The sequence below is a fragment of the Ruegeria sp. AE4 genome (genome assembly GCF_056542185.1).
In genome coordinates this window covers 260,119-282,522 of record NZ_JBQFZK010000003.1, presented here as the reverse complement: position 1 = coordinate 282,522, position 22,404 = coordinate 260,119, and the positions used below count along the sequence as shown (strand labels likewise).

At 58.4% G+C, this 22,404-nt stretch carries 21 protein-coding genes and 1 tRNA gene; 14 read left to right on the top strand and 8 right to left on the bottom strand.

The window, feature by feature from the left end:
* Nucleotides 1-530: 530 nt before the first annotated feature.
* The 4 genes from ACR0EK_RS07995 (at nt 531) to ACR0EK_RS07980 (ending at nt 4,447) form a co-directional block, all read left to right on the top strand.
* Complete coding sequence (locus ACR0EK_RS07995) at nt 531-1,280, top strand: 5-oxoprolinase subunit B family protein (protein ID WP_480899370.1); 750 nt, start codon at nt 531-533, stop codon at nt 1,278-1,280.
* On the top strand, nt 1,277-2,275 hold the full coding sequence (locus ACR0EK_RS07990) for a 5-oxoprolinase subunit C family protein (RefSeq protein WP_480899369.1): 999 nt from the start codon (nt 1,277-1,279) through the stop codon (nt 2,273-2,275). Before ACR0EK_RS07995 ends, ACR0EK_RS07990 begins: the two co-directional genes overlap by 4 nt.
* A gap of 12 nt (nt 2,276-2,287) precedes the next feature.
* Entirely contained in the window at nt 2,288-3,049 is a 762-nt protein-coding gene (locus ACR0EK_RS07985) for a LamB/YcsF family protein (RefSeq protein WP_480899367.1), read from the top strand.
* Nucleotides 3,050-3,199: 150 nt separating this feature from the next.
* Nucleotides 3,200-4,447 carry a hypothetical protein gene (locus tag ACR0EK_RS07980; RefSeq protein ID WP_480899365.1) on the top strand — a complete coding sequence of 416 codons (1,248 nt, stop codon included), beginning with the start codon at nt 3,200-3,202 and terminating at the stop codon, nt 4,445-4,447.
* Between the two features lie 55 nt (nt 4,448-4,502).
* Here the strand turns inward: ACR0EK_RS07980 and ACR0EK_RS07975 are convergent, their stop codons facing one another.
* Together ACR0EK_RS07975 and ACR0EK_RS07970 are read right to left on the bottom strand one after the other, a co-directional pair.
* Nucleotides 4,503-5,897, bottom strand: coding sequence for a D-alanyl-D-alanine carboxypeptidase family protein (locus tag ACR0EK_RS07975; RefSeq protein WP_480483349.1), 1,395 nt, complete (start codon nt 5,895-5,897; stop codon nt 4,503-4,505).
* 279 nt (nt 5,898-6,176) lie between these two features.
* Nucleotides 6,177-6,878, bottom strand: coding sequence for an HAD family hydrolase (locus tag ACR0EK_RS07970; protein WP_480483347.1), 702 nt, complete (start codon nt 6,876-6,878; stop codon nt 6,177-6,179).
* A 93-nt stretch (nt 6,879-6,971) separates the two neighbouring features.
* Here ACR0EK_RS07970 and clpS point away from each other — a divergent pair, with 93 nt between their 5' ends.
* The 4 genes from clpS to hemF are packed head-to-tail and all read left to right on the top strand — an operon-like array spanning nt 6,972 to nt 10,051.
* Nucleotides 6,972-7,313, top strand: a complete 342-nt coding sequence (gene clpS, locus ACR0EK_RS07965; RefSeq protein ID WP_209598551.1) for an ATP-dependent Clp protease adapter ClpS — start codon at nt 6,972-6,974, stop codon at nt 7,311-7,313.
* Between the two features lie 44 nt (nt 7,314-7,357).
* On the top strand, nt 7,358-8,323 hold the full coding sequence (locus ACR0EK_RS07960) for a class I SAM-dependent methyltransferase (RefSeq protein WP_480899363.1): 966 nt from the start codon (nt 7,358-7,360) through the stop codon (nt 8,321-8,323).
* Nucleotides 8,324-8,360: 37 nt separating this feature from the next.
* On the top strand, nt 8,361-9,161 hold the full coding sequence (locus ACR0EK_RS07955) for an SDR family NAD(P)-dependent oxidoreductase (RefSeq protein ID WP_480483341.1): 801 nt from the start codon (nt 8,361-8,363) through the stop codon (nt 9,159-9,161).
* 5 nt (nt 9,162-9,166) lie between these two features.
* Nucleotides 9,167-10,051, top strand: coding sequence for an oxygen-dependent coproporphyrinogen oxidase (gene hemF, locus ACR0EK_RS07950; RefSeq protein ID WP_480899362.1), 885 nt, complete (start codon nt 9,167-9,169; stop codon nt 10,049-10,051).
* Between the two features lie 3 nt (nt 10,052-10,054).
* On the opposite strand, the gene ACR0EK_RS07945 is transcribed toward hemF, so the two are convergent.
* Nucleotides 10,055-10,462: a hypothetical protein gene (locus ACR0EK_RS07945; protein ID WP_480899360.1), complete on the bottom strand. Its 408-nt coding sequence runs from the start codon at nt 10,460-10,462 to the stop codon at nt 10,055-10,057.
* Between the two features lie 182 nt (nt 10,463-10,644).
* On the opposite strand from ACR0EK_RS07945, the gene ACR0EK_RS07940 reads away from it, so the two are divergent.
* Entirely contained in the window at nt 10,645-11,157 is a 513-nt protein-coding gene (locus tag ACR0EK_RS07940; RefSeq protein WP_480899358.1) for a toxin-activating lysine-acyltransferase, read from the top strand.
* On the top strand, nt 11,158-12,084 hold the full coding sequence (locus ACR0EK_RS07935; protein ID WP_480967728.1) for a Hint domain-containing protein: 927 nt from the start codon (nt 11,158-11,160) through the stop codon (nt 12,082-12,084).
* A 2-nt stretch (nt 12,085-12,086) separates the two neighbouring features.
* Here ACR0EK_RS07935 and modC read toward each other — a convergent pair whose 3' ends face one another.
* From modC to modA, 3 genes are read right to left on the bottom strand one after another with little or no spacing between them, the layout of a single operon-like run.
* Entirely contained in the window at nt 12,087-13,187 is a 1,101-nt protein-coding gene (gene modC, locus ACR0EK_RS07930; protein WP_480899354.1) for a molybdenum ABC transporter ATP-binding protein, read from the bottom strand.
* Complete coding sequence (gene modB, locus ACR0EK_RS07925) at nt 13,184-13,876, bottom strand: molybdate ABC transporter permease subunit (protein WP_480506804.1); 693 nt, start codon at nt 13,874-13,876, stop codon at nt 13,184-13,186. Before modB ends, modC begins: the two co-directional genes overlap by 4 nt.
* 5 nt (nt 13,877-13,881) lie before the next feature.
* Entirely contained in the window at nt 13,882-14,661 is a 780-nt protein-coding gene (modA, locus tag ACR0EK_RS07920; RefSeq protein ID WP_480899352.1) for a molybdate ABC transporter substrate-binding protein, read from the bottom strand.
* Between the two features lie 243 nt (nt 14,662-14,904).
* Between modA and ACR0EK_RS07915 the strand changes: the two genes are divergently transcribed.
* From ACR0EK_RS07915 to ACR0EK_RS07900, 4 genes are all read left to right on the top strand, one after another.
* Nucleotides 14,905-14,980: transfer RNA gene (locus tag ACR0EK_RS07915), tRNA-Val, on the top strand.
* Between the two features lie 146 nt (nt 14,981-15,126).
* Nucleotides 15,127-18,723, top strand: coding sequence for an adenylate/guanylate cyclase domain-containing protein (locus ACR0EK_RS07910; protein WP_480967727.1), 3,597 nt, complete (start codon nt 15,127-15,129; stop codon nt 18,721-18,723).
* A gap of 26 nt (nt 18,724-18,749) precedes the next feature.
* Nucleotides 18,750-19,007 carry a DUF4242 domain-containing protein gene (locus ACR0EK_RS07905; RefSeq protein ID WP_267366859.1) on the top strand — a complete coding sequence of 86 codons (258 nt, stop codon included), beginning with the start codon at nt 18,750-18,752 and terminating at the stop codon, nt 19,005-19,007.
* Between the two features lie 103 nt (nt 19,008-19,110).
* Nucleotides 19,111-20,526, top strand: coding sequence for an FAD-binding oxidoreductase (locus ACR0EK_RS07900; protein ID WP_480899349.1), 1,416 nt, complete (start codon nt 19,111-19,113; stop codon nt 20,524-20,526).
* Between the two features lie 327 nt (nt 20,527-20,853).
* Here ACR0EK_RS07900 and ACR0EK_RS07895 read toward each other — a convergent pair whose 3' ends face one another.
* Together ACR0EK_RS07895 and ACR0EK_RS07890 are read right to left on the bottom strand one after the other, a co-directional pair.
* The gene (locus ACR0EK_RS07895; protein WP_480538898.1) at nt 20,854-21,651 is read right to left on the bottom strand and encodes an ABC transporter permease; all 798 of its coding nucleotides are present in this window, start codon (nt 21,649-21,651) and stop codon (nt 20,854-20,856) included.
* Entirely contained in the window at nt 21,648-22,400 is a 753-nt protein-coding gene (locus tag ACR0EK_RS07890) for an ABC transporter permease (RefSeq protein ID WP_480899347.1), read from the bottom strand. Before ACR0EK_RS07890 ends, ACR0EK_RS07895 begins: the two co-directional genes overlap by 4 nt.
* Nucleotides 22,401-22,404 lie beyond the last annotated feature (4 nt).

Below are 22,404 nucleotides of genomic sequence, written 5' to 3'. Positions count from 1 at the left end.
AACCTCAACCTCAGATGCCCACCGTCTCTCCGGTGCGTCTCAACCGTCTTTCCAGTCCGTCAGGCCAACCTCAGTTGCGCCGGTGAAGGGGGTTCTAAGTATTACTCTCAAAACCCGCAAGCGGAAAATGACGTTATTGGTCTTTTTTTTGAATTTTCTTTGTTTATTTCGTTATTTCAATAGCTTACATTCATTCAAAATTGGCCTCCACCCATCTGTCCGGGTACTTTTAGGCACGATCTGACTGGCAAGCCCCATAAGACAAAATGGGCCGACACAAGATATAGAGACTCCGCGATTTCAAGATACAAGTCAGGGCGACTCGAAACGGGAAAACGAGTCGGAACTGCGGCCAGAATCCGGTCAAAAACCTCTCACCCCCGCCGGACGCCTAATACTGCGGGTCGCTCCCTGCCGGGATATGGACGGAACAGGCACAATGTCCGCTATTGAACGCCCTGTCTTGCGTATCCCCTAAAGATGCGGTCAGGTTCCACCAATTCACTCTTCGATCCGAAAGCAGATCAGCAATGGCGCGCAACATTCAGTTTCCTTTGGTCAGAACCGTCGGATTTGACGGCGCGCTGGTGACCTTTGCGGATACGATGACCGACACCGCGAACCGGGCAGCGCTGGCGTTTCGGGCCGAAGTGGATCGTCTGCACTGGGATGAGGTGACCGAGTCGTCAGCCTCCCTGGGCTCGGCCTTTGTTCGGTTCGACACGCAGTGCATCTCTCATCAGAAGATGCTGCAAAAGCTTCGGGATCTGGTTGACCAGAAGGACTGGTACACTACACCCCTGCCCGCGGGTCGCAGGTTGTGGCGCGTTCCGACAGTTTACGGGACCGACCTTGCCCCCCAGCTTGACGATGCCGCCGCTGCTGCCGGCCTGTCGCCGGAAGAAGCAATACGTCGGCTTGGACAGTCCCGCGTGCGGGTTCTGACCATCGGCTTCGCTCCGGGGCAGCCTTATCTTGGGCCTCTGGGACCCGAATTCAACATTCCCCGGCTGCAAAGCCTGACCCCCATGGTGCCGGAAGGGGCTTTGGTTCTGGCGATCTCGCAATTTGTTCTGTTTTCCGGGCCGACGCCAACCGGGTGGCGGCATATCGGGCAGACCGCCTTTCGGTGTTTCCGTCCCGAAAGGGTCGAGGCCTTTACCCTCAGACCCGGCGATGAACTGTTGTTCGAGCCCGTTTCCCGAGACGTTCTGGAACACATCAAGGCCAACAACGAGGACGGCACAGGCGGCGCAACCTGTGAGGAGATTGCGCCATGAGCCTTATTGTCCACCGGATTGGCCCGACCTGCACCATTCAGGATCAGGGGCGCACAGGGTATCTGGATCAGGGGCTGTCCCGGTCCGGGGCCGCGGACATTTTGGCCTTGCACGAAGGGGCGGCGTTGCTGGATCAGAGCCCAAACCTTGCGGCGCTGGAAATGGTCGGGATGGGGGGCGAGTTCGAGGCGACGCATAACATGCGCATCGCCCTGACTGGCGCACGAATGCAGGCCAGCATTGATGGCAGCCCTGCGGCCTGGAACGCGTCGCACCAACTGAGCGCCGGGCAAAAGCTGAACATCGGGGCGACGCTGGCAGGAAACTATGGCTATCTGCATCTGGGCGGCGGCATCGAAGCCGAGGTTTTTCTGGGGTCCCGCTCCACCCATCTGACAGCGCGGATTGGCCGGGCGCTGCAGCAGGGAGACAGGCTGACCTGTGGACCGGATGCAGGCAACATTGGGATGAAACTGGCTGCTGCCGAGCGGTTTTCGGGTGGGGTGCTGCATGTGGTTGCCAGCTTTCAGACCCCTTTGTTTGATGGCGCAACACTTGAACGGTTTGCCCAAACCAATTTCCGGCGCGGCGCACGCGCCAACCGAATGGGCATGCAGGTGGACAGCGACGGCGACGGCTTTGCGGCCTCGGGCCAGCTGAACATCTTGTCCGAGGTGATCACCCCCGGCGATATCCAGATGACCGGCACTGGCGAGCCGTTCATCCTGTTGCCGGAATGTCAGACCACGGGCGGGTACCCTCGTATCGCGACCGTTCTGCCATGCGATATGCCCCGCGCGGCACAGACACCCGCAGGCGGCGACATCCGGTTCGAATTTGTCAGCATGGAACAGGCTGAAGAAATGCACAAAGCGTTCCTGTCAGACCTTGCGCGCCTGCCCTCAAAAGTCGAGGCACTGGTGCGTGATCCCCATGACATACCGGACCTGTTGTCCTACCAATTGATCGGCGGAGTGATCTCTGCCACCGACTAAGGAGATGTGCCAATGCCAAGCGTCGATCTGAATGCCGATTTGGGGGAAAGTTTTGGCCCCTGGAAAATGGGCGATGACGAAAGCCTGCTGAAAATCATCACCTCGGCCAACATCGCTTGTGGGTTTCATGCCGGTGATCCGGATGTAATGGCATCGACGATGAAATTGGCGGCCGAAAATGACGTAGGCATCGGCGCGCATCCCGGCTTTCCCGATTTACAGGGGTTTGGTCGGCGGAACATGAAGTTGCCCCATGACAACCTGCGCAATCTGGTCCGGTATCAGCTGGGGGCCGCAATCGGCATGGCCACCGCAGTTGGTACCAAGGTACGGCACCTGAAACTGCACGGGGCGCTGGCCAATATGTGTTCAGCCGATATCTATATGGCGCGCGCCTGTTATCAGGGCGCATTGGATGTTAATCCCGATATCATCGTCATGGTGCTGGCCGCGACAAAACAGGAAGCAGCCGTGCGTGAACTCGGGTGCAATTGGGTGGGCGAGATTTTCGCCGACCGTGCATATAACGACGACGGAACACTGGTTGATCGCAGCCTGCCCGGCGCCGTCATCCACGACGCCGACGTCGCCGGACCTCGCATCCTGAACATGGTCCGCGAAGGTGCGATCATCACCGAAAGCGGCAAGCGGCTGGAAACGTCCATCGACACAATCTGCCTGCACGGCGACGGCCCGAGCGCGGTTCAAATCGCCCGCTCGGTTCGCGACAACCTGATCGGAGGCGGTGTCGAGGTCACAAAATTCACCCGCTGACCATCATGCGTTAACGTCGGCAACCCAATTTCACGACTGTTGCCCGTACAGGTCTCAGCGCCTAGCATGACGGGCAAGCACATGTTCTGAAACCTACAATTTCAAACGATAGCTCGCCCCGGTTGGGGTGTCGCGCAAGGAGGTAGTCGAATGTCCTTTGATCTGATGTCCTATCAACCCCGGGGCGACAAGAAGAACTCGGACTTCTTCGCGGAATACCTGCCGAAAATCTACGAGCGCCGGACAAGCTCGGGCATCGCCGGGCAGGTCGGGCCAATGCGCGCAATCTGTATGCAGGTCGAAACCGACGCGCTGTTCGATACGCTGGTCGAACTTTACGTGATGACACCCTATCGCCACACAGCCAGCTATCTGGGGCAGACCCACAAATTTTCGGTCCTGCATTCGCATCCCGACTATCCCGCGCTGATCGTGATGGCCCCGCTCTGCCCAGGTTTCGAAGACTTCATTCCCCGCATCAATCGCATGTACCCGCTGGCCCGCAACACGCCGCAAACGCGGTATGTTGGCGAGATTTTCGGCGCCTGTGATCTGAAGGCGCTGACCGGGACGCTTGAGGATCAGAATATCCGCTTCGAATATGCGGGAGACACAGAAAACCCGTTCTACACATTGGACGGCTTCCGCTTTACGACCCCGTCGGATTTCACCTGCAACCGGGTCGGGTATTCGACACATGATTTCAACGACACAGACAGCCTGGGCCTTGGTGATCGCGTGTTATTGAGCGACGCGGAACAAGCCCGGCTGGATCAGGCAGCCGCGTTCGGATCTGACAGCAAAATCGCTCCTTTGATGCTGGGCATCGATCATCTGGCGACGCGCGTGCTGGCGGGTGAGCGCGAGGATGCGATCCTCGAATTCCTGACCATGGTGCCCTATTATTTCTGGGGGGCTTACAACATCTTCGACATGAACTCGTCCACCAATGTGAACCGCAACGCCAATGTGGACGATGACAAGAAATCTCCGGCCAAGGTTTTCACCGCCAACAACACGCCGTCCTTCGTCAACTCATTCGCCAAGCTGCCGATGCCGACCGAGGATTTTGTGCGCAATTTTGGCCGTCGCCTGCATCACATGGCCGTCGAGATCAAGGATGGCGACCATGGTGCCGGGGAAAAGAATGTCGACTTTGTCGTGAACACGCTTAAGGACAAGGGCGTGCCGTTCCTGGCCCATGTGGTGGGCGAATGCAAAGACGACCCGAACCTGAAACAGATCTTCTCGAAACACTCGAAGAACACGCTGCTGATCACTGAATATATCGAACGGTGTCACAAGTATGACGGGTTCTTCACCAAGGACAATGTCGCCGCCCTGACCGCCGCCGCGGGACAGGACGAACAATATCAGCACGGTCACGTCTTCGATTAAAAAAGGGCCGCGGATGACCGCAGCCCAGACCCAACAGGAGAGAATATGCCGGACCTTATGATGGCCCGATCATGAAACAGGTGACATTGCGGGCTTGCAGACGGCGACACGCAAGATCGGCCTGTTCCCGCGTCATGCCCTGGAATGTCGCATCAAAGCCGCGCGAGCTCTGACTGACCTTGCGCAGACTGCCATCCAGCGTGGTCATCTCCGACAGCGCCGTTTTCAGCAGAATCTTCTCGGCCTCGTATCGTGTGGTGTAGCGGCCCACATTGACCCCCCACAGATGCCCACCGGACGAGGACAGGCGGGTAATCACTTCCTGCTCGGGCTCTGGTGGGCTGGCGGGCTCGGTCGAGGCCAGCACCAGATTGTCCGGGCGCAATGCCGGGCGGGTGTCCGACGTTTCAACCGGCGGGGCGGTTGGGGCAACATCCGCTTCGGCAATCGCTGCGGCAATGCCGCTGCTGATACGGTCGCTGTTCTGGTCTGCCGATGCAGCAACCGCACTTGCAACCTGTGTCCCGGCACTCGGGCGCCCAAGCGGGCGCAGGCTGGATTTCGGTGCTCCGCTCAGCGCTGCGACCTGGGTATCGCCCCCCAACCCGACATTGCCCGCATAGACCGGGCGCTCAGGTTTGCGGATAGGTGCACGAGACGGGGCACGGCGAAACCCCAGATCCAGCAATTCCGCAACCTTGGCGTTCCGCGACGCCCCGGATTTACCGCCAAAGACAGTTGCGATGATACGCTCATCCTTGCGTTTAGCCGACGCCACCAGGTTGAACCCCGCCGCACGTGTGTATCCGGTCTTTATTCCGTCCGCACCCTTATAGGCCGCCAGCAGGCGGCGGTTGGTGTTGGGAACAGTCTTGATACCGGCATCCGTCGATTGGCGCGAGAACAGGTTATAATACTGCGGGTAATCATACAGCAGATGCCGTCCCAGCGTGGTCATGTCGCGCGCGCTGGACAGGTGCCCTGCCTCGGTCAGACCATGCGCATTCTTGAAGGTCGTGCGGCTCATCCCCATCGCTTTGGCGGTTCGGGTCATACGGCGGGCAAAGGCCGCTTCCGAGCCACTGATGGCAATGCCGATCGCCGTGGCCGCGTCGTTGGCCGATTTTACCGCAGCGGCGCGGATCAGATAGCGGAACGCAATCGTCTGGCCCGCGCGCAGGCCCAGCTTCGACGGGGGCTCTGCGGCTGCCTTCTGGGTAATCCGAACGGGTGTATCCAGTGTGATCTCGCCGTTTCGCACCGCCTCAAACGCGATATAGAGCGTCATCATCTTGGTCAGCGAGGCCGGGTGCAGCCGCGCATCCGCATTTCGTGAATGCAGCACCTCGCCAGTTCGGGCGTCAATCACCATAGCTGCATAAGGCGCCGCTATGGACCTGAGCGGCGCAAACGCCAGCACACATAGCAACGCTATAAGGAAAAAGCCCATTCGGGCCGGAACTGTCCGCCGAATCTGCACGATCTTTGCCTCTGTCTGCCTCGCGCTGCCGGGTTTTCCCGGTCAGCAAAAATTATTTTATTGTCCCCAAGGCTATCACAGCGACCCAATGAAATAAACCGAAAGCTGAGGTTTTCGCAGTTTCGTTTTGCCTCTGGGCTGAGGCTATATTTTGCGAATTTCCCCCTCAGAACCACCAGATGTGCGATAAAGGCAAAACTGCGCCCGGTTGCGGCAGGGTTTATGTGAAACTGAGGCGAAAAGGCAACATCACTTCAGGTCGCGCAACAGATCGGCCAGATCACCCAAATCTCTCAACTCGCGGAATCGGGTGCTTTCGACCGGGGCTTCTGCATGTTCCACCTCCCAGACCAGACCGTGGGGCACGTAGACACCCCAGCACCCGGCCTGAATCGGGGCTACGACATCTGACCGCATCGAATTGCCGATCATCATTGCGGCAGTCGGGCCATCACCATGACGGTCGAACACGAACCGATAGGTTTCGGGGGTCTTTTCGGAAACGATTTCCACCCCATCGAACAGATCACCCAGCCCGGACTGGGCCAGTTTGCGTTCCTGATCGATCAAGTCGCCCTTGGTGATCAGGATAACCCGATACGCATCGGCAACACCTTCGACGGCCTCGCGGGCATGGGGCAACAGCTCGATCGGATGGGCCAGCATCTCTTGCCCCGCTTCGATCAGCTGCCGGATGACCCAGGCCGGAACGCGGCTTTCGGTAACTTCGATCGCCGTCTCGATCATCGACAGAACAAATCCTTTGATGCCGTACCCATAGCGCTGAATGTTTCGTTTTTCTGCCGCAAGAAGACGGTCCAACAGGTGATCACGATCGGCATGATCGGCCAAGAGTTCAGCAAAACGAGCCTGCGTCATCTGAAAAAACCGTTCGTTATGCCAAAGGGTGTCGTCTGCATCAAACCCGATTGTCGTCAGCTTGGTCGTCATCCCGTTTACGTCCGCTTGCTCTTTTCACTGGCCATGCACACGTTATATAAGCGCCAAGATAAACCCCAAGCCTGAATCGGACAGTTGCACACGATGCTTGAAATGATCTGGATGATGTCTGACAAGCCGGACGACGACAGTGACGCGTCCGTCCTGGTACAGACACGCCCAAAAACCAAGCGTCCGCCTTTATACAAGGTCCTGTTGCTGAACGACGATTATACACCGATGGAATTTGTGGTGCATGTGCTTGAACGCTTCTTCGGCATGACCCATGCGCAGGCGTTCGAGATCATGCTGACCGTTCACAAGAAAGGCGTGGCCGTAGTCGGTGTTTTCAGCCACGAAATTGCCGAGACCAAAGTTGGTCAGGTGATGGATTTTGCCCGCAGGCACCAGCACCCTTTGCAATGCACAATGGAACGCGAAGAGTAAGGCCTTTGGCCTGACGCGCGCGCCTCTCTCAGCCGGAATTGCCCATGTCCCCTCGTCTGGAACTTGCCTTGCAAAACGGCCTGACGCTGTCCCCCCCTCTTAGCGTGATTTGCCCCACACCCGACCATGATCTGTCTGCGCTGGCGGGCGGCGCACAAGTTGTGCAGCCTTTCAAACCATTTCACGACCATTTCGCCGCGCAGGGTTTTGAAACGGTGCCCGACGCAGATGGCCCCTGTCAGGACGCCATTGTCTTTCTGCCCCGCGCCAAGGCACTGGCCCGGTCGCTCATTCATCAGGCCTGTGCGCGGGCGAGCGGCCTGGTTGTCGTCGACGGTGCCAAGACGGACGGTGTGGACAGCATATTGAAGGATGTGCGCAAGCGGGTTCCGGTCGAGGGACCGCTTTCCAAAGCACATGGCAAGGTTTTCTGGTTTCAGGCCGATGATCAGGCCTTTGCGGACTGGGCCGCGCCGAAACATCAGATGGTTGACGGATACCACACAGCGCCGGGTGTGTTTTCAGCGGACGGGATTGATCCTGCCTCAGCCCTGTTGCTGAAGACTCTGCCTGACCGGCTTGGTCCCTGCGTGGCCGATCTGGGTGCGGGATGGGGGTATCTGTCTGCGGAAATCCTGAAGCGCTGCGGGATAACCTCGCTGCATCTGGTCGAAGCTGACCATGCGGCCCTGACCTGCTCGCGGCTTAATGTCACTCAATCCCAGGCGCATTTCCACTGGAGCGATGCCGTATCCTGGACCGCCCCGGAACCTATCGACACCGTTGTGATGAACCCGCCATTCCACACGTCTCGCAGCGCGGATCCCGCCTTGGGGCAAGGGTTTATAACCTCCGCCGCCCGCAATCTGACACGCAACGGAACCCTTTGGATGGTCGCCAACCGGCACCTTCCTTACGAAGCTACACTGAACGAACATTTCGCTCAGGTCGGTGAAATTGCCGGCGACAACCGGTTCAAGGTATTCCAGGCCTCTCGCCCTCGGCGTTAAGGCCCGTTAACCTGCGCCCCAATTCAGGAGGATTCGGATGTCCTTTTCCATCGCTGGCAAGACAGCAATCGTAACGGGCGGGGCCAGTGGCATCGGCCTGGCCATCGGGCGGCATTTCGCGGATGCGGGCGCAAATGTCATGTTTGCCGACATAGATGAAAAACGCCTGATCGACGAGCTTGGAGAACAGGCCGAAGGCAGCAATATCCGGTACTTTGCGGGCGATCTGCGCGAAAAGCTGACCATAGCCAACCTGTTATCTGCGACGCTGGATGCGTTCGACCAGGTGGATATTCTGGTCAACGGCGCACGGCAAGTGATCCCGTCTGATCCGCTGGATCCGGATGACGATTCGATGCGCACCCTGCTGAACCAGAACCTGATGCCCGCCTTGCGGCTCAGCCAGTTGGTCGCAAATCGCATGATCAAACAGGCCGACGGCGATGTCGAAAACCCGGCGGGGACGATCATCAACCTGTCCTCGATCGCGGCCCGGCGGACCCACCCCGATCTGATGGCCTATTCCGTTTCGACCGCTGCACTGGATCAGCTGACCCGGTCCCTTGCGGTTGCGCTGGCTCCGAAACGGATCCGCGTCAACTCGATCGCGCTGGGTTCGGTCATGAGCGCATCGCTGCAATCGACCCTCAAGGACAATCGCGACTACCGCGTCGATATCGAAAAGCACACGCCCCTGGCCCGCATCGCCTCGGCCACGGAACTGACGGAAACCGCGCAATATCTTGCGTCTGATGCAGCTGGTTTCGTCACCGGACAGATCCTGACAATCGATGGTGGCCGTACCTTGCTTGACCCGGTCGCAGCCCCTGCACATTAAGACCCATGTTCGAAACAGAAAAATCTACCGCCTCCGCCTGGTTTCGCCAATTGCGCGATGACATCGTTGCAGCGTTCGTAGCCCTTGAAGTCAGCCACACCGACGGGCCGTTTGCCGATGCCGCACCCGGACGGTTCGAGGTCAAGGAAACCAAACGCCAGTCGGACGATGGGTCAGACACGGGCGGCGGGCTGATGTCGGTCATGCGCGGCGGGCGTGTGTTTGAAAAGGTCGGTGTCAATGTCTCGACTGTCTACGGCACGCTGGGCGAACGTGCGCAACAAGCGATGGCGGCGCGCAAAGGCATCCCCGGAATGACCGAAGACCCGCGCTTCTGGGCGTCGGGTATCAGCCTTGTGGCCCATATGCAGAACCCCCATGCCCCGGCGGTCCACATGAATACACGCATGTTCTGGACACCCCATGCCTGGTGGTTCGGTGGCGGCTCGGACCTCAACCCCTGCATCGAGTATGACGAGGACACCGCGCATTTCCATGCCACGCAAAAGGCGCATCTGGACCCGCACGGACCCGCCCATTACCCGCGCCTCAAGGAATGGGCTGACGAGTATTTCTATATCCCTCACCGCAAACGCGCGCGTGGCGTCGGCGGGATCTTCATGGACGACTATTGCACCGGTGACTGGCAGGCGGATTTTGCCCTGACACAGGATATTGGCAGGGCCTTTCTGCCCGCCTTCCTTCCCTTGGTTGAAAAGCGCCGCGTTCAGAACTTCTCAGAAGCGGACAAGACCACCCAACTGGTGCATCGCGGCCTTTATGCGGAATACAACCTAGTCTATGACCGGGGCACAAAATTCGGTCTGGAAACCGGGCATGACCCGGATGCCGTTCTGATGAGCCTGCCTCCGATGGCAAAATGGGTCTGACGATCAGAACGGGTCCGTGATGAAATTGTCGTAGCAATAGTTCTGCGCCGACACCGCCGACATGTTTGCTCCGACTTTCTTGACCGTGATCGAATAGCCGGGTTTCGTATCGGCCCCCGGCGGCGGGGTCATGGAAAACTGCACCGTTCGCACGCCGGGCTCATACGCCCGCCAGATATAGATCCTCTGCGAGTTCGGAACACCCAGTGTGCGAATGGCATAATCTCCGATCCCGCACCAATAATTGACCGGCGCGGATGAACCGACAGCCTTTACCTCGTAAACGCCGTTCGGCAAGGGCGTGATCTCGGTACGGAACTGCGGCCGGACTGACAGGCCGAACCCCACCGCCCCAGCCACCGCTGGCGCTAAAACAAGTGTGGCAGTGATGAATGGCTTGAGAAAACGCATGATCCAGATATCCCAAAACAATGGCACCAATATCGATAGCATAACCACGACACCCTGCGAGTAAAGTGGGGCACACCAGCTGCGCGGGCACAGTTATTTGGGGAATTTCCACTATTCATATCGCCGGAAACGAGTACACTACCCGAAAGCATTTATAACGCATCAAACTATCGGCAATTCCGTTGACCAAGAGCTTTCCAAAAGACTGGTTCGATTTCCCGCCCGAGAAATATGCGGATCTGGGTGCGATGTTTTATCTCGCGGGTCTGACGAAAACGCACCAGAAACGTAATCTGGCACAAGTTCTTTATGCGTTCGAAACCCCGTTTCGGCTGGGCCAATACCAGATCTTCAGGCAGAATGGCTTTCCCCGCGGATTTGTCACTTTTGCCGGCCTCAGCCCCGAGGCCGAGTATCGCTATGCGGTGAAAGAAAATCCGCTGATGGAAAAGGATTTTACCAGCGGGTCTTCCTTCTGGATCATCGACCTTGTCGCGCCGTTTGGACAGACCAGCCAGATTGTTGATATCCTCAAGCAAGAGATCCCGCATCCGCGCGTGCGCACCAACCGAATGGACAGCGACATGACACGCAACCGGATTGTCGAATGGACGCGGGACGCAACAGGCGAGGTTCATTTGCGCCTGTACCGAAAGAAGGAATTTGAACGGGTGTTGCAACAAGGCGAGGTCTAGTTGGTTTCAGTTCCGATCACAGGTGAATTGACCGGCGACGTGACCGGGTCCCCACCCAATGTGGCGATGGGGCAACCCACGCTGAACAACGGAAACTTTACACCGCTCACCCAAACCTGGACAATTGCGACACCCCCTGCCAACGGTACAGCCACGATCGACCCAAATACCGGTGAGTGGACCTATACGGTCGATCCGACGTTTTTCGACAGCCTCGACAATGGTCAAGTTGTCTTTGATTCCTTCTTCATAAGCGTCTCGGGAACAACGCAAGCCGGTCCGATTACACTTCCGTTTACCGGCTCTCCGGACCCGGTAGAGGTGGTCATCCGGATCGAAGGCGTGTGTTTCGTAGCCGGAACCCTGATCGAGGCCGAAAACGGCCCGCGCGCCATCGAGACCCTGAAGGTCGGGGACAAGGTGGCGACAGCCGATCACGGGTTGCAACCTGTTCGCTGGATCGAAAGCAGCACGATCCCACCCGACCGATTACGCGACGAACCCGCAATGTGGCCCGTTCGCATCTCGGCAGGCAGTCTGGGACCCAACACACCCTCGCGGGATCTTCTGGTGTCTCAGCAGCACCGTATTCTGGTGAAGGGCCCCCGGGTTGAGCTGCTTTTCGGAACCACCGAAGCACTGGTTGCCGCCAAGCACCTGTGCCGATGGCCCGGAATAGGGCTCGATACCTCGGTTGAGACGGTCGAGTATCTTCACATCCTGCTGGATCGGCACGAGATCCTTTCGGCGGATGGGGCACAGGCGGAAAGCCTGTTTCTGGGGGAAGAGGCGCTACATACCCTTTCATCCGACGCGCTCCAGGAACTGGCCGCAATATTTCCCGACCGTCCCTCCTCCGGCCATCAGGGGTTTGGACGCGCCGCGCGCCTTATCCTGCTGGAACACGAAGCCCGCGCACTTGCCTGAGGTCAGGTGCCGGTCCCGATGCGGCCACCGACATTCTGCGGGGCCAGCGCAACCGTCTTGATCACGGCATGGCATGTACTGCCCGGCTGCAAGTTCAACGCCGCCACCGACCGGCGCGTGACCCGCGCCAGAACATTGCCTGCCGGGGTCCTGACCGACACGATCGCGCCAGGACCTTCGCCCGACCGGATCGAGTCGACCGTCCCGCTGAGCACGTTCAATGCCGACAGACCTTCGGGTTTTTGGACGGACAGGATCACCTCCTGCGCTGGAATGCGAATTCGCAGATGCGCGCCGACCTCCTGCCTGATACGTGGCAGAAACAGACGCGCGCCATTTGCGTTCAGCTCGGTCAACCCGTCGGCGTGGTGCTTCAGCACCTGCACCTCCAGCACGGCACCAACCGCACGCACACCTGCGGGCGCCACGGACGGATCGGACAGAACCTCGGACGCGGGGCCATGGCGGACGACCCTGCCATCCTGCAAAGCGACAACCGATGTGGCCAGACGGGCCACCTCGTCGGCTGAGTGGGTCACATACAGGATCGGGACAGACACCTCATCCCTGAGGCGCTCGAAATAGGGCAGAATCTCCGCCTTGCGGGCCTCGTCCAGCGCCGCAAGCGGTTCATCTGCAAGGATCAGTCGCGGGCTGGCCAGCAACGCCCTGCCTATCGACACGCGCTGTTTCTCGCCCCCTGACAACCCGGCTGGACGGCGATTCAGAAGGTGGCCGATCCCCAGCATCTCGATGACCTTTTCCGGGTCTTCACGCTGCGCGCTTTTGGGGGCGAACCAGCGGCCATAGGCAAGGTTCTGGCGCACGGTCAGATGCGGGAACAACCGCCCTTCCTGAAAGATATAGCCCAGCCGCCGCCGGTGCGGCGGCAGCCAGTGCCCGCGTTCGGTGTCAATCAACACCCAGTCATCCACGGCCACCCTGCCCGCGCGCGGCCGCAGCAATCCGGCCACCGCGTTGACAATCGTGGTCTTGCCCGACCCGGAACGCCCGAACAGCACGGTCACACCGGGTGGCGCGTCAAAACTGACCTCCAGATCGATCCCCGGCAGCTGATGATGCAAGCGAACAGACAGGCTCATGATCCGGCCACCCGCGCGGCGGCGCGCCGTCCCACATATTCCGACAGCAGTAACGCGCCCATGGCGATGACGATCGAGATCAGGACCAGCCGCGTTGCAGCAGCTTCGCCCCCCGGCACCTGCAAAAAGGCGTAAACAGCCGATGGCAATGTCTGCGTCTGGCCCGGAATATTCGACACGAATGTAATCGTCGCCCCAAACTCACCCATGGCCTTTGCAAAGGCCAGAATGGCCCCGGCGATGACACCCGGCAGGATCATCGGCAAGGTCACGGTCAGAAACACCATAAGCCGCGACGCCCCCAGCGTCGCCCCCGCTTGTTCCAGCTTCGGGTCCACCGCCTCGATCGACAGACGTATCGCCCGGACCATCAGCGGAAAGGCCATGATACCAGCGGCCAGCGCGGCTCCAGTCCAGCGAAAGGCAACCACAATGCCGAACTCGGCCAAAAACCGCCCCAACGGTCCCTGAACGCCGAAGGTCAGCAACAGCAGATACCCCGTCACAACCGGCGGCAGGATCAAAGGCAAATGCACCAGACCATTCAGAACCTGCCGCCCGGGGAACCGCCAGCGGGCCAGAATGTAGGCCACGAAAATCCCGACCGGCAAGGTCGCCAGCGTCGCCCAGAATGACACGCGCAGCGACAGCTTCAGCGCTTCGACTTCAGCGGGGCCCAACCACTCCAACGCGATCACCCGCCCGGCAAGGAAAATCCCTGCTCCTGAAAAATAGCCAAAGCCGCATCGCTGTGCAGATGATCCAGAAAAGCCCGCGCCGCACCCGTGGCATTACCTGTCATCGCCGCCGGATAGATGATCGGAGGGTGCAGGTCGTTGGGAATACTGGCCACAACACTGACCCGCTGTTCCGCCTGCGCATCCGATCGATAGACGATCCCCAGAGGCGCAGCACCCGTTGCCACAAGGGCCAGCGCAGCGCGCACATTGTCGGTTTGTGCCACTCGGTCCTGCACCGCCCCCCACAGGTTCAGCCCCTGCAAAGCCGCCTTGCCGTAGATACCGGCGGGCACCGCATCGACCAGCGCCATGGCCAGAAAGCCTTCGCCCAGCTCGGCCCTGAGGTCATGAACCACCCGAATGTCGCCCAGAACAGGACGCCCCGCAGCGCCGATCAGAACCAGACTGTTGCCCAGCAAATCCGACCGTGTCCCTGGCCGCAGCAAGCCCTGCTGTTCCAGAAAATCCATCCATTCGACATTGGCCGAGATGAAAATGTCCGCAGGCGCACCCTGCTGAATCTGCCGCGCCAGCACCGAAGACGCTGCGTAAGACACGGTGACATCCTGCCCCGTCCGCTCTGTGTATTCCGTTGCGATTTCGTCCAAAGCGGTCTTGAGGCTGGCTGCGGCGAAAACCAAAACCCCTTCTGCCCCGGCCCGGACCGGAGCCAGCACAAATGCGCCAAGGACCAGTGCCACCATCCAGATACGGCAGGCGAAAGGTAGGATCATGTGTGCTCCCAACCGGAAAGTTGCAGTCTCTTCGGGCATATCGGAGGCCATAGGGCGCTTGCAAGCGCCTTTGATCTTTTCCAGACCACACGCCTGAAACCCACGCAGACCTGCCTCATTAGCCCATTCTCACCGAGGCTGGCGTCATTGAGGGCGGCATTTCCTATCCGCAACCCATCGCGGAATAAAAATCTCACAGACCCTCTTGCGCCCGCTCGCTGGCTTGGCTACATGCAGCGTCACGGGTGATTAGCTCAGTTGGTAGAGCGCTTCGTTTACACCGAAGATGTCGGGAGTTCGAGTCTCTCATCACCCACCATCCTTTCCCCACAATGTATCAAGGTCTTACGTGACTGGCACATTTTGCTGTGCTGCGCGTGAAACTGCGTCCGCTGCGCATTGATCGCCCGGCTGAATAAATAGCGTTTTCTTGATTAGTGACGCGTATCTCAGCATGATCCGGATATGTCGGTTGAAATGGACACGTGGCTGAACGACCTCGGATTGGGTCAGTACGCAAGTGCCTTTGCGGAAAACGACATTGATGCGCGGGTTTTGCCATTGCTGACAGGCGACGACCTGAAAGAGCTTGGGGTAAGCCTTGGTCACCGAAAGATCATCCTTGCGGCGGTTCAGGATTTGGTTGGCTCTGGGCGCCTGTCTTCATCAGCGCCAGCCGCAGGGGAGCCAACCAGCGAGAAAACTCAGCCATCCTCCGTTGATGATGTGCATGGCGAAGCTGCACCAGCGAAGAAGCCCATCGCACCTGCGGCTGAGCGGCGTCATCTGACAGTCTTGTTCGCTGATCTGGTCGGCTCGACGGAGTTGACCAACCGATTTGATCCCGAGGACATGCGGGATCTGCTACAGAACTATCAGGATACCGTCGCCGGGGCAGTGAGCAGGTATGGTGGCTATGTCGCGAAATATCTTGGCGACGGTCTTCTTGTGTTTTTCGGCTGGCCAACAGCCTACGAAGATCACGCCATTCGCGCGATAAAGGCGGGGCTTGAGTGCGTCCGTCGGGTTGAAGAGCTCAACGCCCCTGACGGTGAGCGTTTGTCAGCCAGACTGGGTATTGCCAGCGGCGATGTCGTGGTCGGTGACACGATCGGCGAAAACTCGTACGAAGAAGGTGCCATGACCGGGCCGGCGGTCAATCTGGCGGCGCGGATACAGGAACACGCCCTGCCAAACTCGGTGGTTTTGTCTGCAGAAGAAACCGAAGCCGCCTTGCACCGGATATTCGAGTTCGAGACCCTTGGATCAACTCAGTTGAAGGGTTTCAAAGACCCTCGGACCTTGTTGAAGGTCGTATCGGAACGCAGCGCGGAAAGCCGGTTTCGCGCGTCATACAAGGATGACGCTGGCAGCACCATGATTGGCCGGGACTACGAAAAGGGTATCCTGTTGCAATCGTGGCAACGTGCCCAAAACGGTCATGGTGAGGTCGTTCTGCTGTCGGGGGAGGCGGGGATTGGAAAGTCGCGCCTGACTGAGGGGTTTCTTGCGGACGTTACAGCGACCGGACAGGCCGATGTGATAAGGCTGAACTGCTCGCCCTATCTGACCAGCAGCCCCTTTCATCCGGTCACCCAGCGAATTTCACAGGATGCGGGCGTTGAACCGGATTTTGACGACAATCAAATTCTGGAACATGTCAGGAAGCTGCTGGAAGGCCGGGAAGGTCTGGACTGGGAACAGGTTCTGCCTGTCTTTGCAGCGCTGGTTGCGCCGCGCAGCGCGCTGGCTCGTGAAGTTCTCGAGATGTCGCCGCAGGAGCAACGCGACATAACGATCCAAACCCTGATCCATGCGGTGCAGGTCCGGGCAAGTGTACGCCCGGTTATTCTGTGTGTTGAAGATGCACATTGGATCGATCCCTCGACGCAAGCCCTGCTGGAGCGGTTCAAGGCGATTTGTACCGATCTTCCCCTGATGGTCCTGATGACCCACAGACCCGGGTGGGACCTGGCCCGCGATGACGGGGACACGCATGTTCAAACACTCCTGCTGCGCCGGTTCGGTTCTGCTGATGTCTCGGATCTGGTCCGCAATATCACTGGCAAGGACCCGGACGATGCCTTGATCGCGACAATCATCGAAAAAACGGACGGTGTGCCCCTGTTTGTCGAAGAATTGACCCAGGCGATCGTGAATGCTGATGAGCAGGCACAAGTCCGCATACCATCCTCGCTGAAGGGTGCCTTGATGGCGCGGCTTGATGCAGTTTCGCCCGAGGCCAAACAGGTCGCGTTGACGGGGTCAGTCATTGGGCGGGAATTTGAACCAGATTTGTTGAGGGCCGCGATGGGGCTGGAACGCGCGGATATCAATCTTCGTCTCGAAGAACTGTCGCGAACGGGACTGATCTTTGAAAGCGGAAACAACCGCGGGCATTTTGTGTTCCGCCATGCCCTTATCCGCGATACGGCATATCAATCCATGCTGAGCTCTACCCGCAGGCAGCAACATTCAAACGTTGCCCGTGCACTGATCGCAATGCGATCAGCTGAAATCGAACGCCGCCCCGAACTGGTGGCCCGCCATCTGTCAGAAGCAGAAGATTGGCGCGCCGCATTCGACAAATGGGAAGCTGCGGCTGAAATGGCATTGGCCCGGTCAGCCAGCCAGGAAGCGATGACCAATGCCCAGGAGACGCTCAAAGCGGCTAAGCGGCTGAACTCGGAAACCAGCCCGGAAATGGTCAGGGGCATGATCCTGGTTGGCCGCAGCCATGACAGCCAGGGTCAGTTGTCCGAGGCGATGGCGGTTCTGAAAACTGCATCTAACGCTGCACGGAAACTCCACGATGTGCAGTTGTCAGCCGATGCAGCCAATCATTTTGCTGACTCGTGCATGATGACAAGCAAGCGACATCACGAAGCCATTGACCTTTGTGAAAAGGCGCTGAAAGACCTGTCTGACAGTGACGAAGTCAGGCGGTGCCGGTTGATGAGCCAACTAGCACGGGCGTATATGTTTGTCGGCCAGTTTTCCGAAGGCACCCGCTTTGGTCAGCAATCCATGGAACTGGCAGCAAAGCTTGGGGATCATAAATCCCAGTTTTCGGTAATGATGATGCATTTTGGGGCGCCATTCATCGCGCGCAACGGGCGAGAGGCGCGCCATTGGCGTGAAAACCTGGATGCCATGCATCGGGTCGCAGAAAAGCTTGGCACCATTGATCAGGGCCGCGACCGGACGCTCAGCCTGTTTGTCGGTGCTGAAATGGCCGACCGCGACCTGATGGACAACTCACTCGAATTGCTGACTGCGATTTCCGAAAAGGACAATCATCTGCAACTCTATTGGGTTCAGAAACACGCACGCGCCATGGTTGCAATCATGGACGGCGACTTTGTTCAGGCTGAAAAGCACGCCACCGAAGCGGTCAAGATCGGCCGAAAAACGCACGGCGAACATGTCGAGGGCGTTTTCGGCGTTCAGATGTTCACCATCCGCCGCGAGCAGAACCGCCTGCACGAGGTCGCGCCTGTGATCAAGAAACTGATGACCGACAGCCCCGAAGACATATCGTGGAAGCCGGGTTTTGGCCTTATCGCAGCCGAACTGGGGTACACGGAACCCGCCGAAAAAATACTGAATGAAATGGCGGAAAACGGCTTCGACCTGCCGCCAGATGCCATGTATTCAACAACACTGTCCTATCTTGCCGACATCTGTGTGGCAGTCGGGCATCCGGATCATGCCCAGACGCTTTACGGTATGCTGCAACCCTACGAGGACCTGACGATCACCGCAGGGGCAACCACAGTCTGCACAGGTGCCGCAGCCCGACGCTTGGGGAACCTGGCAACGGTGCTGAAAGACTGGGAAATTGCCGGGAAGATGTTCCGGAAAGCCATCGAGATTGACACGAGGATGAATTGCCCGCCATGGATTGCGCATTGCAAGGCAGCGTATGCATCCGCACTCAGACAACAGGGCCGCCCCAGCGATTTGGAACTGGCGTTTCAACTGGAAGGGGAAGCGTTGGCAATATCACAGAAATTGAGTATGGTTTCCCTTAAGTCAAAGCTCGAAGGGGTAGCCAGTTAAGGCCCGGAAAATGCTTGGGGGGCATAATGCCACGATACATCATTGAACGGAATTTTGCCGAGCAGCTGAATATCAGCGACAACGACAAAATTCACATCAAAGAAATCAACGACGAAGTCGGCATTGAATGGATCTTTTCCTTCCTCAGCGCAGATAAGCGCAAAACATACTGCCTTTACGAAGCCCCGGATGAAGAAAGCCTGCGAAAAGCAGCCGAGCGTCTGAACATTCCTGCCGATGTCATCACGCCGGTAGATCGGATCGATCCGGGACTATTTGCCTGACGACCAGCTTTCTCCCACAACCAAGTATCCCCTTCTCAGGGCAATAACAAATTCACGAGGCAGCCGTGCGCGAAACCTTTCCTGAAACAAGGGAGGCCTACGCATGTTTGACCTGAAAGCACTCGACGGACGTATCGCGACTGTGGATCAAGGCGATTTGGACGCGCTTGATGCCTCACTGCGCGGCGGGGTCTACCTGCCGGGGACCCCGGAATATGAAGAAGCCAGGATTACCTGGAACAGCATGTTCGAGCGTTTCCCCGCCTTCGTGATCCGTGCGATGGGGGCGAGCGACGTCCAGAAGGCAATTAACTTCGTCCGACAAGCAGGCCTCATGATGACCGTTCGATCAGGTGGGCACCAGATTGCAGGGCACGCCGTCGCGGACAAGGCCGTCATGCTGGACCTGTCCCAGATGCGTTCGGTTCACGTGGACCCTGCCCGCAAAACTGTCCGCGTTGCACCCGGTGCGTTGCTTGGAGACGTTGATCGCGAAACACAGGCCCATGGTCTTGTCGTCCCCACAGGCATCAATTCGACCACCGGCATCGCCGGGCTGACCCTGGGCGGCGGTTTCGGCTGGACGACCCGGAAATTCGGCATGACAATCGACAACCTTCTGTCGGCAGAAGTCGTCACAGCGGATGGCGCGATTGTCACCGCATCATCCACGAGCCACCCGGAACTTTTCTGGGCCATTCGTGGTGGTGGCGGAAACTTCGGTGTCGTTACCTCATTCGAATTCCAGTTGCATGATCTTGGGCCGGATGTCCTGTCCGGCCTGATCGTGCACCCGATCGAAAAGGCACCAGAATTGCTTTCCGAATTTGTGGCCATTGCGGACACGTCCCCCGATGAGCTCACCGTCTGGAGCGTGATGCGAAAAGCGCCGCCGCTCCCGTTCCTGCCGGAAGAGTGGCACGGGCGCGAAGTGCTGATTTTCGCAGCGTGTTATAGCGGCCCGATGGATGAAGGTGAAAAAGCGATGTCGGCCTTGCGCGCGCTGGGTGAGCCGATTGTGGATGTCATTTCACCGCACAGGTTCGTGGACTGGCAGGCGGCTTTTGATCCCCTGTTGTCGCCGGGCGTCCGCAACTATTGGAAAAGTCATGACTTCAACACGCTGCCCCCGGCCGCCATCACGGACCTGCTGGGCGCGATTTCCACTCTGCCTGATCCCGCCTGCGAGGTTTTCATTGCTCATGTCGGTGGCGCGATGGCCCGCGTTGAGCCCGCTTCTACCGCCTACCCACAAAGATCTGCGCATTTCATCATGAATGTCCACACGCGATGGGAAGACCCTGACAAGGACGACACCTGCATCGGGTGGGCACGCCAGCTGTACGAACAGATGAAACCATACTCAACAGGCAGTGCCTATGTGAACTTCATGCCTGAAGACCAGGCAGATCACGTGACCGGCGCCTATGGTGTGAACGGCGAAAAGCTGTCCAAGATCAAAGGAAAGTACGATCCCACCAACTTGTTCAGGATGAACCACAATATTCTACCAACGTAAGACAACCAGAGTGGCAATTCCCGAACTGCATTGATGTTGGGACCGCTGTCTTAGCACCACTCAATTTTTCTCGCTGTTCGGCTATCGCGCCAAGCGGTTCCTCTCACCTATGGCCGCGCTGGCACTCATGCCCTCTTGTCGTGCAGCTACCCTAGATGCTGTATCATTAGAGCGTTGAACTTGCGGGGCGCGACCGAACCGACTTTCCTGATCCCGTTTCAAACACCTGTTTTACGCTTAAGCCTGCAGTCTGGGTCGCTAGGAACAATTCATCGAATAACCGCCTCGGAATTCGCGGGGCAAGTTTCTTTCAACTACTGGCCGAAACTATCCGACAAGCCCATTGCGGCGTCCGGTTCCCAGAACCTTCACCTCGAGCCAGTGGAACACCAATGCAATTACGCCCGCTACGAGAATGTAGAATACAGCCAACAGGATAAGCGGTTCGTAGACGATAAACGTATCGGCACGCACACGGGACGACACGGCATAGATATCAACCACGGTTATTGTGGCGACCAGCGGTGTTGCCTTTAGTTGCAGTATAGTTTCACCGCCCAAAGTCGGCAGAACATTGCGGATTGCCTGCGGTAACCAGATGCGGCGAAACATCGTCAGCCTTGGCATACCAAATGCCTTGGCCGCCTCCAGCTGTCCTTTGGCAACACCCTTGAAGGCTCCGCGCATGACCTCGCCTTCATAACCCGCATAAGAAAGTGTCAACGCCAGCACCGCATAGGGCCAAGCCTGACGCAGGTACGGCCAAAGTTCAGATGATCGTATCCATGGAAACTGCGGAAACAGAGAGCCGAGGCCATAATACAGCAACCAAAGCTGCAAAAGCAGCGGTGTGCCGCGAATGATGGTACAGAACGCCTTGGCGGGTGCCGCAAGGTACCACGGCCCAACGGCCTGCGCTAATCCAAGCGGTACAGCCAGTAAAAATCCAAGAACGATCGTGACAACCAGCAACCAAAGCGTGGTCCAGATACCCTTCAATGCAAGCGGCGCATAATTGGGTATCCAATCCCACCGCAATGTCATCGCGCACCAAACCGCGATCCCGGCAAAGATCAGCATCATCACGATACGATGAGGTTGCATCAGAGATCTGAGGTCGATCATCTGCTGCCTCCGTTCAGAGCGGGTTGGCCGCGACGGGCCCATTTCTCAATCCGCGCAAAGATCCCACCCGAAAACATCGTAACCATCAGATAAAGGAAGCCCGCCGCTAGGAAAAAGGTGAAGTAGGCCCGCGTGCTGCTGGCCGCCTGGCGCGTTTCCAGCGTCAGCTCGTTAAAGCCGACAACGGCCAGCAATGCGGTGTCTTTGGTTGCAATCAGCCACAAGTTGGCCAGACCCGGTACCGCAAAGCTCATCATGGCGGGGATTGTGACGCGCCGCATGGTCATGAAGGCCGGCATCCCGTAGGATTTCGCCGCTTCGATCTGACCGGGCGGAACCGCCTGAATGGCACCGCGCAGAATCTCGGTCGCATACGCGCCCTGAACGACGCCCAGCACCCAAATGCCTGCGGCAACGCCGTTGATCTCGACGCGGCCACCACCCATGGCAGCAGATATTTTGTTGATAATATCGGATCCCACGTAATACAGGATCAGGATCAGGACCAGTTCCGGCACGGCCCGGATCACGGTCGTATAAATGGCAAGAAGGTCGCGCGTGACCTTCCCGCCGTAAAGTTTGCCATACGCTCCGAACAATCCGATCACGAGGCCCAGCGCATATGCGCCAAAAGCGATCTGCAATGAGTGGGACAATCCGCGTAGCAGATTGGCCCCCCACCCCGGCGGCGAGAGCGACAGAAGCTCTGCGCTCTGCGCCAAACCAAGTGATTCCAGAAATCCGGTCACGGCA

Bases quoted from the DNA above. Each gene is read 5' to 3' on its own strand.
- modA (WP_480899352.1), bottom strand. From the start codon at position 14,661: ATGATCCTACCTTTCGCCTGCCGTATCTGGATGGTGGCACTGGTCCTT.
- ACR0EK_RS07905 (WP_267366859.1), top strand. From the start codon at position 18,750: ATGCCACGATACATCATTGAACGGAATTTTGCCGAGCAGCTGAATATC.
- ACR0EK_RS07960 (WP_480899363.1), top strand. From the start codon at position 7,358: ATGTCCCCTCGTCTGGAACTTGCCTTGCAAAACGGCCTGACGCTGTCC.
- ACR0EK_RS07910 (WP_480967727.1), top strand. From the start codon at position 15,127: ATGTCGGTTGAAATGGACACGTGGCTGAACGACCTCGGATTGGGTCAG.
- ACR0EK_RS07900 (WP_480899349.1), top strand. From the start codon at position 19,111: ATGTTTGACCTGAAAGCACTCGACGGACGTATCGCGACTGTGGATCAA.
- ACR0EK_RS07895 (WP_480538898.1), bottom strand. From the start codon at position 21,651: ATGATCGACCTCAGATCTCTGATGCAACCTCATCGTATCGTGATGATG.
- ACR0EK_RS07985 (WP_480899367.1), top strand. From the start codon at position 2,288: ATGCCAAGCGTCGATCTGAATGCCGATTTGGGGGAAAGTTTTGGCCCC.
- ACR0EK_RS07995 (WP_480899370.1), top strand. From the start codon at position 531: ATGGCGCGCAACATTCAGTTTCCTTTGGTCAGAACCGTCGGATTTGAC.
- ACR0EK_RS07975 (WP_480483349.1), bottom strand. From the start codon at position 5,897: ATGGGCTTTTTCCTTATAGCGTTGCTATGTGTGCTGGCGTTTGCGCCG.
- modC (WP_480899354.1), bottom strand. From the start codon at position 13,187: ATGAGCCTGTCTGTTCGCTTGCATCATCAGCTGCCGGGGATCGATCTG.
- ACR0EK_RS07955 (WP_480483341.1), top strand. From the start codon at position 8,361: ATGTCCTTTTCCATCGCTGGCAAGACAGCAATCGTAACGGGCGGGGCC.
- ACR0EK_RS07970 (WP_480483347.1), bottom strand. From the start codon at position 6,878: ATGACGACCAAGCTGACGACAATCGGGTTTGATGCAGACGACACCCTT.
- ACR0EK_RS07990 (WP_480899369.1), top strand. From the start codon at position 1,277: ATGAGCCTTATTGTCCACCGGATTGGCCCGACCTGCACCATTCAGGAT.
- ACR0EK_RS07945 (WP_480899360.1), bottom strand. From the start codon at position 10,462: ATGCGTTTTCTCAAGCCATTCATCACTGCCACACTTGTTTTAGCGCCA.
- clpS (WP_209598551.1), top strand. From the start codon at position 6,972: ATGCTTGAAATGATCTGGATGATGTCTGACAAGCCGGACGACGACAGT.
- hemF (WP_480899362.1), top strand. From the start codon at position 9,167: ATGTTCGAAACAGAAAAATCTACCGCCTCCGCCTGGTTTCGCCAATTG.
- ACR0EK_RS07980 (WP_480899365.1), top strand. From the start codon at position 3,200: ATGTCCTTTGATCTGATGTCCTATCAACCCCGGGGCGACAAGAAGAAC.